Annotated in this window: 8 protein-coding genes; 6 read left to right on the top strand and 2 right to left on the bottom strand. The window is 41.4% G+C overall.

Going from position 1 to position 14,427, the window contains the following annotated elements:
- Positions 1-51 precede the first annotated feature (51 nt).
- From FFM57_RS02010 to FFM57_RS01985, 6 genes are all read left to right on the top strand, one after another.
- Positions 52-714 carry an aquaporin gene (locus tag FFM57_RS02010; RefSeq protein ID WP_137598858.1) on the top strand — a complete coding sequence of 221 codons (663 nt, stop codon included), beginning with the start codon at positions 52-54 and terminating at the stop codon, positions 712-714.
- A gap of 14 nt (positions 715-728) precedes the next feature.
- On the top strand, positions 729-4,178 hold the full coding sequence (locus tag FFM57_RS02005; RefSeq protein WP_137598857.1) for a glycoside hydrolase family 2 TIM barrel-domain containing protein: 3,450 nt from the start codon (positions 729-731) through the stop codon (positions 4,176-4,178).
- Positions 4,179-4,180: 2 nt separating this feature from the next.
- Entirely contained in the window at positions 4,181-6,133 is a 1,953-nt protein-coding gene (locus FFM57_RS02000; protein ID WP_137598856.1) for a glycoside hydrolase family 88/105 protein, read from the top strand.
- A gap of 5 nt (positions 6,134-6,138) precedes the next feature.
- On the top strand, positions 6,139-7,248 hold the full coding sequence (locus FFM57_RS01995; RefSeq protein ID WP_246023351.1) for a family 8 glycosyl hydrolase: 1,110 nt from the start codon (positions 6,139-6,141) through the stop codon (positions 7,246-7,248).
- Positions 7,245-8,750 carry a glycoside hydrolase family 43 protein gene (locus FFM57_RS01990; RefSeq protein WP_137598854.1) on the top strand — a complete coding sequence of 502 codons (1,506 nt, stop codon included), beginning with the start codon at positions 7,245-7,247 and terminating at the stop codon, positions 8,748-8,750. Before FFM57_RS01995 ends, FFM57_RS01990 begins: the two co-directional genes overlap by 4 nt.
- 181 nt (positions 8,751-8,931) lie before the next feature.
- Positions 8,932-11,298, top strand: a complete 2,367-nt coding sequence (locus tag FFM57_RS01985) for a phosphoketolase family protein (protein ID WP_137598853.1) — start codon at positions 8,932-8,934, stop codon at positions 11,296-11,298.
- Between the two features lie 73 nt (positions 11,299-11,371).
- Here the strand turns inward: FFM57_RS01985 and FFM57_RS01980 are convergent, their stop codons facing one another.
- Together FFM57_RS01980 and FFM57_RS01975 are read right to left on the bottom strand one after the other, a co-directional pair.
- The gene (locus tag FFM57_RS01980) at positions 11,372-12,802 is read right to left on the bottom strand and encodes a response regulator (protein ID WP_137598852.1); all 1,431 of its coding nucleotides are present in this window, start codon (positions 12,800-12,802) and stop codon (positions 11,372-11,374) included.
- A complete protein-coding gene (locus tag FFM57_RS01975; protein WP_170999849.1) occupies positions 12,799-14,331 on the bottom strand; it encodes a sensor histidine kinase in 1,533 nt (510 codons plus the stop codon). Before FFM57_RS01975 ends, FFM57_RS01980 begins: the two co-directional genes overlap by 4 nt.
- Between the last annotated feature and the right edge of the window lie 96 nt (positions 14,332-14,427).

The following is a 14,427-nucleotide window of genomic DNA, read 5'->3' as shown; positions in this document are numbered from 1 at the left end:
AGGTAAACGTTAGCGTTACCGGTCAGCCCTGTTGTTGTTAGTTGGAAAGGAATGACCATGAATTTAGGGGAGTTAGTAGGAACGTTTATTTTAATTTTCGGTGGGTTGGGCAGTGGCTTTTTATTTCCTAAAAGTAGTCGGTGGCTAGTGGGACTTTTTTGGGGCGTCAGTATTTTAATAGGGAGCGTAGCTGGTAGTGCTTTAGGGAGCGCTGATATGAACATTGTCTTTAGTTTGAGTAGCTTTCTTCAAGGTCAACTGAGCTTAGGTGAACTGGGGAGCAGATTCTGCGGTCAAGTAGTAGGTAGCCTTTTGGCAGTCAGTGCCCTAACCTTTTTATTTCGACAACAAGCACCTTTTGCGTTAAATAAGTTTGCCGCTGTTGCCAGCCAACCACAAAAAAGGAAAAATTTTGGCTGGGAATTTGTTGGCACCTTAGCCATGATGATAGCTGTAGCCCTCATTCACTTAGAGTCCACCACTAGTCTGTTACAAAATATCCAAGTAAGTCTTTTTATTGCCTTTTTAATTGGCTGTTTAGCACCAATTACCGGGGCATCTTTTAATCCAATTCGCGATTTTATTCCCCGCATCTTTTACTGCCGCCATTGTCATCAAGAACAAGAATTTGGTCGCAGTCTCTGCTCGTCTAATTTAGCTCCCCTTTGTGCTGGGTTAGTGGGCAGTCAATTTATTCCCCTATTACTCAATTGAAAAGGAAAATAGTGATGAAAAAATTATTTAATGAAGGTTGGGAGTTTAGCGAACAACCATTGGGTCAACCGACCTTTGATTTTACAACAGTCAAGGAAGCAATTTGGCAGAGTGTCCGGCTACCTCATGATTGGCTGATTACCGATAGTGAAAATTTATATCGTGACAGCGAAGGTTGGTATCGCAAAGCTATCTACCTGGACAAAACGCAAAAAAAAGCGGTCAACATGATTGAATTTGATGGGGTTTACGTCAATAGCCAATTTTTTATTAACCAACAATTAGTGGGAGAATGGAAAAACGGGTATACGAATTTTACCTTGGACTTAACTCCTTACTTAACTGTAGGCGAAAACGAAATTTTTGTCCGCGTTATTCATCAAGCCCCTAATTCCCGCTGGTACTCAGGAGCTGGTATCTATCGCAATGTTTGGTGGCACACGTTGCCGAATGTTTATTGTGCGCCGCATGAAATGTATCTCCATGAAGTGTTATTAGATGATGAGTTGAATGAATGGAAATTGGAAGTCGATTTATTTTTAAATAAGAAAAGTCACCGTGGCGAGGAAATCACCGTAAAAGAAGAAATCTTTTTTAAAAAGAAACGCCTTTTAGTGAAAGAAAATAATTTTAACTTTAAAGCAGCGGAAAAACAGAAAAAATTGCAAATGGTTACGTTATTAACCGATGTAAAGCGTTGGTCACCTGATGAACCAAACCTTTATGAAATCCAGCTGACGATTATTGGTAAAGATTTTAAGCAAGTTTTAAAAGAACACGTTGGCTTTCGGGATATTCAACTGACCCCTGATCGGGGGATGCTGATTAATGGGAAAGCTTTTAAAATCCAAGGAGTATGTCAACACCACGATTTGGGAGCGTTAGGGAGTGCCTTTAATCGCGATGCTCAAAAACGACAGTTGCATATTTTGAAAAAAATGGGTGTGAATGCCATTCGGACTGCCCATAATCCAGCAGCGGAAGAATATTTAAATTTAGCCGATGAAATGGGTTTTTTGATTCAATCAGAATTCACTGACGTTTGGAAACATCCTAAAACAACTTACGATTACGCCCAATATTTTACCGATTGGGTGGCAAAAGATGTGGCTAGTTGGGTTTGTCGTGATCGTAATCATCCTAGTGTGTTTATGTGGAGCATTGGGAATGAAATTTACGATACGCAAGGACGGGAAGATGGGTTAGCTACTTTGGAACAACTAGTCGCCTTAGTAAAAACCTATGATTACAAAGAAAATGCGGTGATTACTTTTGGTTCCAATTATTTACTTTGGGAAAAGACGCAAAAGATTGCGGATCACTTAAAGATTGTCGGCTATAACTACGGCGAAACACTTTATGCTGAGCACCATCAACAATATCCCGATTGGATTATTTACGGCAGTGAGACGGGCTCAGTCGTCCAAAGTCGTGGAGTCTATCATTTTCCTCTAGCCCAAAGTATCTTGGCTGATGACGATGAACAGTGCTCTTCTTTAGGGAATAGTACCACGAGTTGGGGCGCTAAAAGTATTGAGCGTTGTATCATTCAAGACCGTAATATTCCCTACTCGTTAGGCCAATTTATTTGGACCGGGACTGACTACATTGGAGAACCCACTCCTTATCACACGAAAAATTCCTACTTTGGTCAAATTGATACGGCTGGTTTCCCTAAAGATGCCTATTACGTTTTCCAAGCAGCTTGGGTAAATTACCACGAAGCACCTATGATTCATTTATTCCCTTACTGGGATTTTTCTGAGGGGCAAGAAATTGATTTGCGCGTGTGCAGTAACGCACCAGAGATTGAGTTATTCTTTAATGGCGCTTCTTTAGGTCGACAAAAAAACGATGTGTACCACGGTGAAAAATTAATTCACGACTGGCAAATTCCTTATGCTAAAGGCCAACTAAAAGCTGTTGCCTACGACTTAGACGGAAAAATTGTCGCGACCGACGTGGTCACTTCTTTTGGCGATGTTGCTCAACTACAAGTACTTCCTAATCGCCAGCAATTGACCGCCAATGGCACGGATATAGTTTTCCTGGAAATTAACGGTTTAGACGCGGAGGGCACACTAGTGGCCAATGGCAATAATGAAATAGCGATAACCGTCAGCGGTGCAGGAGAACTTTTAGGATTAGATAACGGGGATAGCACCGACTATCGCTCTTACAAAGGCAATCAAAAACGGCTCTTTAACGGTAAACTACTAGCCATTGTCGGGACAACGATTGCGGCTGGAGATATCGTCGTGACTGTCGCTAGTCCTCATTTGCCTCAAAAGACGATTAAAATTCCCGTAGTCGCCGATGGACGGATTGAAGAGGCTTGTCCGGCTGAAACTGCGGTGATTCCAGTTACGCCGGTAATGACGGTGCCAATTCGTAAAATTGAGTTACAGCATAATTTAACCAAATCAATCATTACTGGAACTGCCACCGTGACCATTACAGCTCAGACCTATCCAGCCAACGCAGATGAGCAACCCCTCTTCTGGCGTTTAACGGATGAAAAGGGTATTGATTCTGATTTAGCTGAGATAGAAATTACTGGTAATCAAGTCACCCTCCGACCTAAAGCTAACGGTAAAGTATACGTGCGCTGTGGTTGTCATAATGGCAAACCAGCTTTAGATTTATACGCCCAATTAGATTTTGAAATTCAAGGATTACAAGCAGCTTTTCTAAATCCTTACGAAATGATTTCTGGTGGGAAATATACCCGTAGTAACTTACCCATGACTAATGGCAATGAACGCGGGGTCGCTACTTTACGGGGAGAAGAAAGCTGGGTTGTTTTTGATGATGTCGATTTTGGTAGCACAGGGTCTAATGAAATTACCTTATCTTTATTCCCACTAGAAACGAACCCTTTTGCCGTTGAAATTTGGCAAGGATATCCCCATGATGCCACCAGTCAACAAGTGGCTGTCGTCACCTATACGTTAGGTTCTGTTTGGAATACGTATCAAGAGCAAACCTTCCATTTGCCGCAAAAATTAAAAGGGAAAACTACTTTAAGTTTTGTTTTCCGGCAAAAAGTCCACATGAAAGGTTTCTGGTTTACGCCAGTAACCCATAGCTTCCAAAAAATTAGTGCAGTAGAAAATGACTATATTTATGGTGATCAATTTCAGTTAACTTCCGCAGCCGTGGAAAAAATTGGTAATAACGTTATTCTAGGCTTCCGCGATTTCGACTTTGGCACGACAGCCGTCACCGCAATTGAAGTTGTCGGGCGTGCCGCAACCACCAATAATTCCATTCAATTAAAAGTGAAAGACAATGAAACAGAAGACCTCTACTTGCTAGAATTTACCGCCGCACCGGAGCTGCAACAAAAAATATTTCCGTTGCCTGCTTTTACTGGCAAAAAAAATATTGAGTTTGTCTTTTTGCCAGGCTCTAATTTTGACTTTAGCTATTTTCAATTTTTAACAACGCCGCAAGGAGAATAAGGATGTATTTTCAACAAGAGAGTTTCGCAGCACGCTATGGTACAAATTCTTGGCCCGCAGTGGAAACATTGGCTATTAAATTTATGACGGAAAATCCCCTAGCACCGTATCCTTTGGTGCTGGATTTTCCAGCAATGCGTCTTTCAGACAATGATGGCGCCTATACTGTGGATTTAACACACTTTTATCCTGAATTAGCGATTGGTGAAGTGGTGGGTAGTTTTGCTAAAACTTGGAGTAAGGAAGAGCGAGATACCAATTGGCAAATTCAATGTGTTGGTCCTTCTAGTTTATGGCTGAACGGTGCTAAAGTATGGCAGTCGACACCAGAAAAAGAGAACAACCGTATCTTCAGTCAGTTTTCACTGCATTTGACCGCGGGTTGGAATCAAGTGGTAGTCGTCAGTGAGAAAACGAATTTAGGCCAGGGCTTTGCGCTTAAAAATGCGATGCCCCAGTGGGAGCCGACATTTTTCTATACTTTAGGTAAAGAGCAGGGTGCTTTTCGTAAAATTGGTTTCACCTATCAAAAATTAAATTTAGAACAACAACTTTGTCCAGTGCTTCAGGATAAGTTGCCTACTTACCCGCAAAGAAAGCGGCAGGAGATTATCGCGAATCGTCCACGCTATTATTTAGTTGCTTTACCTGAAAAGAGTTTTTTGTCTGGCAATGTGGAACATTTTTCTTATTGGAATAAAAAAAGCTGGCAACCTTGTTCTACTGATATAGCGGTTGATTTTCTTTTGTATTATGGCGCCAACTTGACGGCGGATTTAAGTGCCTGTTTAACCGAAACAGCAGAGTGGGTCTATCAAGGCCCGTTTGCCCTACAGCCAACAGCAACGCAACATTTAGCTGGCGAGAAATTGTGGCAAGGATGCTACGAGAACTCATATGGACGTTACACGCAACTGCCTAGTGAGTTTGCCCGTTGGACCTATCCTTTAGGGGTGACTCTAACTGGTTTTTGGCAAGCGAGCCAAACTTTTGCCTGGGCACAACTGGCGGAATATGTGATAGCTTTTGCTGAACAAGTGGTGGCCTATGATGCCTACTGCCTCAAAGAACAAGAAATTTTTACTTATGCCACCTTAAATACACAATTATATTGGTTAACTGAACTAGATGACTGTGGTTCTTTTGGGAACTTTCTATTACAAGTTCAACCAGCCCTGAAAAATCAACAAGGGTTGCGCCGCTTACTACAACGTATTGCTGAGTTTATTTATCTTCGCCAAGAACGTAATCCTGATGGTACTTTTGTTCGGGGCAATCAGACGATGTGGATTGATGATTTATACATGTCCTGTCCTTTTTTGACTCATTATTATCAGTTTACGCATGAAGAAAAGTATTTGCTTTGTGCCGGCAAACAGTTTTTAGGTTTTAAAGAGCGCATGTTTTTACCGCAACAAAACTTAATGAGCCATATTTTTGAAACAAACTATGCTAAAGCCAATTTGATTCCTTGGAGTCGGGGGAATGGTTGGGTTATTTACAGCTTGAGTGAATTATTAGTAGTCCTGCCCGCCCAACACGAACTACGGATACCCTTGCAAACTTTTTATCGAGAACTTGTGAAGGGCTTGCTGTCTCTCCAAGATGACAGTGGCTTGTGGCATCAAATTTTAGACGAACCGGCAACTTATGCCGAAACATCAGCTACGGCGATGTTTATTTGTGCCTTTGCCAAGGGCATCTTGCGAGATTGGCTTCCTGACACCATGAAAAATGCGGTATTGTTAGCTTGTCAGCAAGGTTGGCAAGGCATAGTAACCGAGGCGTTAGACGAAAAAGGAAATCTGTATGGTGTCTGCCAAGGCTCAGGTTTTTCTTTTGCACGTAGTTATTATCGTCAATTAGGTTGGCGCTTAAATGACTATCATGGCATTGGCATCACAGTACAAGCAGGTACCGCCTGGCAACAATTACAGGAAAGTTTAAAGGAGTAAAAATGATGGAGTATCGTAATGTATTTCAAGAAATGAATTATCCACCAGCAGAAGTTGCTGCTCGCTTAAAAGAAATTTGGGAGCATCTTTTCGTTGGTCCCCACAAAATTTATTTTGAAAATGATGATCAGACAGGGTATGTCGTAGACACTGGGAACAATGATGTCCGAACAGAAGGGATGTCTTATGCCATGATGTTAAGCGTTCAATACAATCGTCAGGACATTTTTGATAAACTTTGGCGTTGGGTGAAAAAGTTTATGTGGCTGACAACCGGCGAAAATAAAGGTTACTTTGCCTGGTCTGTGCTCCCTAACGGCGAAAAAAACTCCAACGGTCCGGCACCAGATGGAGAAGAATATTTTGCCCTAGCCTTATTTTTTGCCAGTCACCGTTTTGGTAACGGTTCGGGGATCTTAAATTATGAACAAGAAGCTCGCGCTATCTTGCACGTCTGTTTGCACAAAGATGAAGAATTTCCTGGACTTTCCATGTGGGATTTAAAAAATCATTTAATTAAATTTGTTCCTAACTGCGACTTTACGGATCCCTCTTATCATTTGCCGCATTTTTATGAATTGTTTGCTCGTTGGGGCAATACCGAAGATGCAGCATTTTGGCAAGAAGCTGCTAGGGCCAGTCGTAAGTTTTTAGTTGCGGCTAGTCATCCAGTGACTGGTTTAACTGCGGAGTACAGCGAATATGACGGTACACCTAAAAATGTGAAAGATCACGATCGGTTTTATAGTGACGCCTACCGCACGGCTGGTAATATCGGCCTAGCTAATGTTTGGGGTGGTAATTCACCAGCTTTGAATGACTGTGTGACGCGCCTACAACATTTCTTCAATGAAACGGTAAAAGGACACGAAAATCGGGTCTACTATATCGATGGCACTCCAGCTAACGATACTGTTTTACATCCCGTGGGCCTAATCGCCATGAATGCCATGGGGTCTTTAGCAACAAGTGGAGCCAATGCGACGGCTTGCGTCGAAAAATTTTGGCAGACACCTTTAAGAACTGGTGAGCGCCGCTACTATGATAACTTTTTATACGCTTTTGCCTTCTTAGCTTTAAGCGGGAATTATCGTATTTGGGAGGTCCAAGGATGAAAAATCCAATTTTAGCAGGATTTGCCCCTGACCCTTCTGTTTGTCGCGTAGGGGAAGATTATTATCTAGTGACGTCAACTTTTTCTTATTTTCCCGGCGTGCCTATTTATCACAGTCAAAACCTTGTAGATTGGACTCAGATTGGCAATGTCTTAGAGCGCCCCAGTCAATTGGACCTCACTGGTGCGAATCATTCTAGCGGAATTTTTGCCCCCACGATTCGCTATCGTGAAGGAACGTTTTACTTGATTACAACTAACGTGACTCACGGTGGTAATTTCATTGTGACCGCAACGGACCCGCGTGGCCCGTGGAGCGACCCGTACTTTTTACCAACAGCTGCAGGGATTGATCCTAGCTTGTTTTTTGATGAGGATGGTAAGTGTTACTATGTTGGTACGCGCCCTCGTAGTGCAGGTATCCGTTACGATGGAGATTATGAGATTTGGTTACAGGAGTTAGATTTGACGACCATGCAACTTAGCGGTGTCAGCACACCTATTTGGAAAGGTGCTTTACGCAAAAATATATGGCCAGAAGGACCACATTTGTATAAACGCAATGGCTTTTATTATCTTTTAATCGCTGAAGGTGGTACCGGCTTACAACATGCGATTAGTGTGGCTCGTAGCACTAAAATTGACGGGTGGTATGAAGGTAATCCTAACAATCCTATTTTTACCCATCGTAATCTCGGACAGGATTATCCAATTCAAAATGTTGGTCATGGCGATTTAATTGAAAAAGCCGATGGTACCTGGGCCTTAACTTGTTTAGCCAGTCGTTTTTATGAAGGCTACAATAATTTAGGTCGAGAAACTTTTTTGGCGACGGTTATTTGGGAAGCGGATTGGCCGGTAGTTAATCCAGGTGTGGGAAAAATAATGGCAGAAGACGCTGTTCTCATCGCCGATATTGAGATCGACTTTAAACAAGGGATTCCACCAGTTGCTTTACGCTTGCGTAATCCTGAAGAAGCAAATTATCAAGTAACAACTACGGGGCTACAAGTGAACTTAACCCCGATTACTTTTGCTGATTTAGCTTCTCCTAGCTATTTAGGTTTGCGTCAAAATTCGATGCACTACTGCTTACAAGTGGAGCAAGAATTCACGCCAGAAAACAAATACGAAGAGGCAGGCTTAATGATTATTCAAAGTAATCAATTTGCGATGCGCTTCGTCGTTAAAAAAGTGGAGCATCAAGTAGTGGTGCAGGTTATTCAGACCTTAAAAGGCCAGGATGAAATTTTAGTGACACAAAAGCTGCCCCAACCAGATGTGACGTTGGCCATTCAACAGGACAAGCAAGACTTAAGCTTTTGGGTAGAGATTTCTGGCCAACGCCAATTACTCATTGACCATGTTTCGGCTTACTTTTTAAGTACGCAAGTAGCAGGAGGCTTTGTCGGTTCGACACTGGGCGTCTATGCCAGCAGTAATGGCAAAGTGACCAAAAACAAGGCCCTCTTTAAACGTTTGTCCTTACAACAACGCGGATAAAATAGAATTTAGTGAAGGAATCATAAAAAAGTAAAAAATACCTTTACTTCTTTTCCAAAATAGCTTATACTCTGAGTGAAGTTAATTAAGTTTTTCACGAAGTCGGCTAGTGCCAACTAGCCGTTTTTTCAGGAATTACTTTAAGTAAAAAATACTAAAAAAGAATAAGGAGTTTTTTAACATGACGGATTTTGATTCCAAAGAGTATTTAGCCAAGGTGGATGCCTGGTGGCGCGCAGCTAACTATATTTCAGTAGGTCAACTTTATTTAAAAGATAATCCTTTATTAACGCGGCCTATCGCCCCTGAGGATGTGAAGGTCCATCCCATCGGTCACTGGGGAACGATTTCGGGCCAAAACTTTGTCTATGCCCATTTAAACCGGGTAATTAATAAATATAATTTAAATATGTTTTATATTGAAGGCCCTGGTCACGGCGGTCAAGTGATGGTCTCCAACTCTTATTTAGACGGTAGCTACACTGAAATTTATCCAGAAATTACGGAAGATACTACAGGCTTGAAAAAACTCTTTAAACAATTCTCTTTCCCTGGGGGCGTTGCTTCCCACGCAGCACCAGAAACACCAGGCTCTATCCATGAAGGGGGCGAGTTAGGGTATTCTTTATCCCATGCAACAGGAGCTATTTTAGACAATCCAGCAGTCATTGCGGCCACGGTTGTCGGCGATGGTGAAGCTGAAACCGGACCTTTAGCTACTTCTTGGTTCTCTAACACTTTCATTAACCCGGTAACTGATGGTGCAGTCTTACCCATCTTACACTTAAACGGGGCAAAAATTTCTAATCCAACGATTCTTTCCCGTAAGTCCAATGAAGATTTAAGTGCCTACTTTAAAGGGATGGGCTGGGAACCTTACTTTGTGGAAGGCGAAGATCCTGCTAAAGTTCACCCGCAAATGGCTGAAGTATTAGATACCGTGATTGAAAAAATTCAAGAAATCCAAAATAAAGCGCGTCTTGGCGCGGCGAATGAAGTTGCTTCAATGCCTCGCTGGCCCATGATTATTTTCCGCACGCCCAAAGGTTGGACCGGCCCTAAAACTTGGGATGGTGAACCGATTGAAGGCAGCTTCCGAGCCCACCAAGTGCCAATTCCAGTAGATCAAAAGCATATGACCCATATCGACGCTTTAGTGGATTGGTTGAAATCTTATCGTCCGGAAGAACTCTTTACAGCAGAAGGAAAATTAATTCCTGAACTAAAAGAGATGGCGCCAAAAGGAGCTCAACGGATGGCCACCAATCCGATTACCAATGGTGGTATCAATCCGAAACCAATGAAATTAGCTGACTGGAAAAAACACGCCATTGATACGACTAAACCAGGGAGCATCATTGCCCAAGATATGATTGAGTTTGGAAAATACGCCGCCGATTTGGTGCAAGAAAATCCTGATAACTTCCGGATCTTTGGCCCAGATGAATCTAAATCCAACCGTTTGAACCACGTCTTTGAAGTAACGGACCGCCAATGGTTAGAACCAACTGATTTTCCTAAAGATGAATGGTTGTCACCAGCGGGTCGAGTGATTGATAGTCAACTATCTGAACACCAAGCAGAAGGTTTCTTGGAAGGTTATGTCTTAACTGGACGTCACGGCTTCTTTGCTAGTTACGAAGCTTTCTTCCGCGTAGTAGATTCCATGATTACCCAACATTTCAAATGGTTGCGGAAAGCCAAAGAACAAACTTGGCGGAAAAATTATCCTTCATTGAATTTGATTGCCACCTCTACTGTTTTCCAACAAGACCATAATGGTTACACCCACCAAGATCCAGGGATGTTAACCCACTTGGCAGAAAAGAAACCAGAATTCATTCGCGAATATTTACCGGCTGATACCAACACCTTATTAGCGGTAATGCATGAAACTTTTGCTTCTGAAGAGTTGATTAACTTAATCGTCACTTCAAAACACCCACGGCCACAATTTTACTCCGCTGATGAAGCTGAAGTATTAGTTAAAGACGGCTTAAAGATTATCGACTGGGCGTCTACTGAAGGCAACAGCGAGCCTGATGTGGTGATTGCGGCGGCCGGCACAGAACCAAACTTAGAGAGTTTAGCGGCTATTTCCTTGTTACACAAAGCCTTCCCTGCTTTAAAAATTCGCTTTATTAATGTGGTGGACTTATTACGTTTGCGCCACCCACGCCTTGACCCACGCGGTTTAAGCGATGCAGAATTTGACAACTACTTCACCAAAGACAAACCAGTGATTTTTGCTTTCCATGGTTACGAAGGTTTAGTCCGCGATATCTTCTTTGATCGCCATAACCGCAACGTAAGCATCCACGGTTATCGGGAAAATGGCGATATCACTACACCGTTTGATATGCGGGTTTTAAGTGAAATGGATCGTTTCCACTTAGCTAAAGATGCTGCTGAAAAAGTGTACGGTGCGTCTGCCGGCGAATTCGCACAAAAAATGACTGATACCGTTAATTTCCATCATGACTACATTCGCCAGCACGGGGAAGATATCCCAGAAGTTGAAGAATGGCAATGGACTAGCTTGGATTAAGAAAGAGTCGTCAATAAAATAAAAGAAAAAAGCTCGTTGAGTTAGGGAAAAATTCCTGCTCAACGGGCTTTGTTTATTCTTTTAATTGGAGGTAGCGGTGGGGCGTTGTGCCTTTCACCTTTTTGAATACTTGACAGAAATATTCAGGATTATTTTTGTAACCCACAGCTTCGGCCACCTCATGAATACTTTTGCCATTTAAAATTAAAGCTTCAGCTTTTTGCATGCGGAATTCCACCAATTTATTGTTAAATTTATTGCCGGTTAGTTGATAATATTTACGGCCGAGATAATCCGGATTAAGGAACAGCATATTTTTGGCAATCCAGCGGAGAGAAAGATTTTCGTTAGCGTAATGATTTTCAATTAAATAATTAAGACTAGCTGGAATATTGTTGGCATCTAGTGGCGCCTGTTGCTGTTTAATTTGTGCTAAACAATAGTGCAGGATAAAGGAGAGACTTTGAATCTGATTGGAAAAAACAATTCGCAAGCTGGCTTCTTGTAAAATGGTATCCCGCTGTAATTCGTAAGTCTCCATCAAAAAGGCGACAAGGTCACTGACTTGTGCTTGAACTTGCTTGACGGGAGCCAATTGACGTTGACATTCAGCTAAAAATGTATCGACAGCTTGTTTGGCGGCAATAAAGTCTTGTTGATGTAATTGGCGAGGTAAATTTTCTTTTAGTAAAAAATAAGCAGTTAAAATTTGATCCGGTGTCGGATGTTTAAAGTCGGCAGGTTGTAAGATTGTTCCGCGTTTAAAATAAAATTCTTTTTCAAAGCTCAATAGTCCTAAATTAATCGTCGTGTGCAAAGTAGCAGGTTCTTTGCAAGACGCCACAAAGAAAATGCCTGGGGACCAAGTTTGCTGTTGGAGGAGGAGCATTAATTCTTTTTCGGTAATGGTTAAAAGAAAATAGCAGGCGTTTTGATAATGACCATGAATGAAAATTTTTTCGGCTAATTTTTTTTGTAATAGTGGGAGCCAAGCTTTCTCCAACTGAGCATCAAACATCATTAAAAGGGGGTGGGCTTCCAGAATGGCGGGCGGCATGGTCGCTGACTCACCTATTAAAAAACGGTTGAAGTCATTGGCTAATTGGTGGCGCCAGTTAACTTTACGTTTTGCTAAACGCTCCAAAGAATCGAGATAAGCTGTTTTTAATTGTTGCGGCTGGACCGGCTTTTCTAAAAAATGGCGCACGCCAAATTCCATCGCTTGTTTTGCATAGGCTAAAGAGCCAAAACCGGTAATAATGACAATTTCACTTTGCGGATTACTTTTTTGCAAAGCTTCTACTAGTTCTAAGCCACTCAACTCCGGCATATTAATATCAGAGAAAATTAAATCAACAGCATGCTGTGCGAGATAAGCCAAGGCTTCTTGGCTACTAGTAAAAACAGTCACGTTTTGTTGCTGACTGTCGGTAAAAGAACGAATTTTTTTGGCAATACCTTTAGCGATAATCGGTTCATCATCTACAACTAGAATATTGATCACGATGACTTCCTCCTGATTTGTGACTTGGGAATTTTGATAGTAACACTAGTGGCGACGAAAGGTTCAGAGACAATTTTTAAAGTCGCTTCTTCGCCAAAAAATAGTTTTAAACGCGCTTCGATGTTTTTAAGACCAATTCCACTTTGACTAGGTTGGGGTGGCAATTGGCTAAAGCCGCGACCGTTGTCTAAAACCTCAAGCCAAATATCGGCAGCTGTTTCATGAATGTATAACGTAATCTCAACGGGTTTAGCGGATTTTTCAACGGCGTATTTGAAGGCATTTTCTACTAAAGGTTGAATTAAAAATTTGGGCAATTGTAAGGTGAGGTCGGCTAGTTCCAGCCGTTTTTGGTAGTGCACGCGGTTTTCAAAACGAATCATTTGAATATTGGTATAAGCGTCCACCAATTGTAATTCATCGTCTAAAGTAATCACTTCGGCGTCGTTATTAATTTTTTTGCGGAAAAGTAAAGCCAAAGACAAGGCCATTTGCGCAATTTTTTCATCATCATTTTCTAAAGCCAACCAGTAGATAGAATCTAACGTATTGTAGAGAAAATGAGGGTCGAGTTGTGCTTGCAAAGCCTTAAACTCCATTTCTTGCGAGAGAATTTTTCCCTTGTAGTTCTCTTCAATAAGCTGACTCAGTTGGCTAGCCATATCCTGAAAACCGTGATATAAAATGGCGACTTCATCATGGCTTTGACTGTGGGGCGTAAGCTTTTTCAAAGCTTTCAAATCTTCTTCGTCAGTAACGTTACGCATCTTAGCTGCCAGTTCAATGATGGGGTCCGTGAGGCGTTTGCTGATTTTTTTAATGCCTTGATAGAGAGGATAAATGAGAATGAGGAGAACTAGGATAAATAGGATTTCCAATTGAATTAATTGTTTTAAAATTTCATCATCTGGGACTAAGTAGGCAGATTGGAAGGTACTATTTTCTGTAGAGACAATATAATACTTCTTACCTGCAATTTTGATGATCTTATTATCTTGTTTGGCGAGGTTTACATTAGCTAGCTCCTGCTGGATTGTTGTTGTTTTATCAGGGTCATTAAAGGTAGTAATATGCGTCTCTTTGCCGTAACTTAATGTGTAAATATTATCTTTAGTAAAGTTTGCACCATTTTCAAAAGTATTGCGGATAAAAGTAGTATTGAGTAGGAAAATAATGACGCCTTGATACTCTAATTTAAGTTGTTCAGAAGAAAAAATTTTTTGCATGAAAATAGCTTGATTTAGTTCATTAGAAAAAAACCATTGTCCTGGGCTTGGTGTGTCGGGAAGCGTTGTAAAAGCCTGTTCAAAAGATAAATCGCCTAGTAACTGTTCGCGCGTACTTAGGGTGTTTGCTAGACTCTCTTCTTGTTTATTAAAGAGATAGACAGAAATGATACTAGAGTCGGCAGTTAAAGTAGCATTTTGAATAATTGTTCTAATATCTTTAGTAATTGAATATTTGTCAGGAGAAGGTCTAGTTTCTTCATTACTTTGAAGTAAGAGATTTTGAAAAGTTTCGTTGGCCATTAAGTTATAAGTAATACTACGGGGCTCACTTAGTCGGGAAAAAATACTTTGTGAAGTATAGAAAAGCTCTGTTCGACTTTTGGCAAAATCTTTTTG

The organism is Enterococcus nangangensis (assembly GCF_005405245.1).
Lineage (GTDB): Bacteria > Bacillota > Bacilli > Lactobacillales > Enterococcaceae > Enterococcus_J > Enterococcus_J nangangensis.
Note: the sequence above shows the minus strand (reverse complement) of the source record. Positions and strands in the feature narration are given on the sequence as shown.

Coding starts and splice junctions, on each gene's coding strand:
- FFM57_RS02010 (WP_137598858.1), top strand. CDS start 52: ATGACCATGAATTTAGGGGAGTTAGTAGGAACGTTTATTTTAATTTTC.
- FFM57_RS02005 (WP_137598857.1), top strand. CDS start 729: ATGAAAAAATTATTTAATGAAGGTTGGGAGTTTAGCGAACAACCATTG.
- FFM57_RS02000 (WP_137598856.1), top strand. CDS start 4,181: ATGTATTTTCAACAAGAGAGTTTCGCAGCACGCTATGGTACAAATTCT.
- FFM57_RS01995 (WP_246023351.1), top strand. CDS start 6,139: ATGGAGTATCGTAATGTATTTCAAGAAATGAATTATCCACCAGCAGAA.
- FFM57_RS01990 (WP_137598854.1), top strand. CDS start 7,245: ATGAAAAATCCAATTTTAGCAGGATTTGCCCCTGACCCTTCTGTTTGT.
- FFM57_RS01985 (WP_137598853.1), top strand. CDS start 8,932: ATGACGGATTTTGATTCCAAAGAGTATTTAGCCAAGGTGGATGCCTGG.
- FFM57_RS01975 (WP_170999849.1), bottom strand. CDS start 14,331: ATGGCCAACGAAACTTTTCAAAATCTCTTACTTCAAAGTAATGAAGAA.